The 718-nt window shown below is 76.7% G+C and carries 1 pseudogene; it reads left to right on the top strand.

Annotated elements, in window-relative coordinates:
• Positions 1 to 718: pseudogene (locus tag FJV41_RS52990) on the top strand (hypothetical protein); the annotation flags it as partial.

Below are 718 nucleotides of genomic sequence, written 5' to 3'. Positions count from 1 at the left end.
GGAGATGTGTATCAGAGACAGGCCCCCGCCGCCTCCGCAAGAAGCGCCGCACCTGGCCCGCACCCTGCCGGGGCGGCCCGCGCTTCCTCCTTCGGGGCACACCGTCCGCGCTCCCGCGCCGGCCCCGCGCGCCGTGCCCGTGTCGGAGGAGCCCGCGCCCCGGAGCGAGGCACGCCCTCGCACCGGCCGCACCGTGGACACGCTGCGCGCCGTGGCCCCTCCCCCGCAGCCTCCCGAGCGCAACGAGGAGACGGCGATGGTCCGCGTGCCCTCGCTCTCCGCGGAGCCCGGCAGCCACGCGGGTGTTCCCTCCCGACGCGCCGCCGGAGCCGCCCGTCGCCGGCCCCAGCCCCAGCTTCCCGCCGCCTTCCCCGACGCCGAGGTCACCACCCGACCCTCGCGCGGCTTCCAGGAGAACCGCCGCAAACCCGAGGACGAGGTCCCCGACGACGAGGACTCCCACGTCCACACCCTGCGCGGAGTCCCCGCCGTGGGCTCCGAATCCCGAGGCGGGCGCAAGGTCCTCGCCGGCGTGCTCGTCCTCGTCGCGGTGGCCGCCGCGGTGGTGGGACTGGGGCTCGATGGAGGCGTGGTGTCCGCCTGGGCCGCTCCCCTGCTGGGGCTCGAGCAGAAGCCGCCGCCGGCGCCTCTCGGAGACACGGACAGGCAACGCGTCCCGCTCCCTCGGGAGCAGACGAAGGCCCCACCCGTCATCGTC

This window comes from Myxococcus llanfairpwllgwyngyllgogerychwyrndrobwllllantysiliogogogochensis (genome assembly GCF_006636215.1).
In the GTDB taxonomy this organism is placed as follows: domain Bacteria; phylum Myxococcota; class Myxococcia; order Myxococcales; family Myxococcaceae; genus Myxococcus; species Myxococcus llanfairpwllgwyngyllgogerychwyrndrobwllllantysiliogogogochensis.
Note: the sequence above shows the minus strand (reverse complement) of the source record. Positions and strands in the feature narration are given on the sequence as shown.